Origin of the sequence: Motilimonas sp. 1_MG-2023 (assembly GCF_030547455.1) — a bacterium.
Taxonomy (GTDB): domain Bacteria; phylum Pseudomonadota; class Gammaproteobacteria; order Enterobacterales; family CBDFNC01; genus Motilimonas.
On sequence record NZ_JAUOPX010000202.1, the window covers coordinates 1 to 252 of the forward strand.

At 25.0% G+C, this 252-nt stretch carries 1 protein-coding gene; it reads right to left on the minus strand.

The annotated features are described in order from the left end of the window. Positions 1-51: 51 nt before the first annotated feature. A partial coding sequence (locus Q4519_RS21935; RefSeq protein WP_303516087.1) for a hypothetical protein occupies positions 52-252 on the minus strand: 201 nt, incomplete at its 5' end.

Genomic DNA, 252 nt, shown 5'->3' on the forward strand with positions numbered 1-252 from the left:
TGTTGTACGTTTCTTTCACTCTATCGATGTTGGTGGTGTGATTTTTTATTGTTATGTGTAAAGGTGAAACTTGATTTTGATAGTAAATTTTTGATTTTCTATATTATTTTTTTTTAATGTTTTAATAATTTTTTTAAGATTGAGATATTTTTGTTCGTTTTTTTGGGGGAAGGTGGTCATTATTATCTTATTGTTTGTCTGTTTATTTTCGATGATAAGGGGTATCATCTTTATGTTTAACATTTTATTATG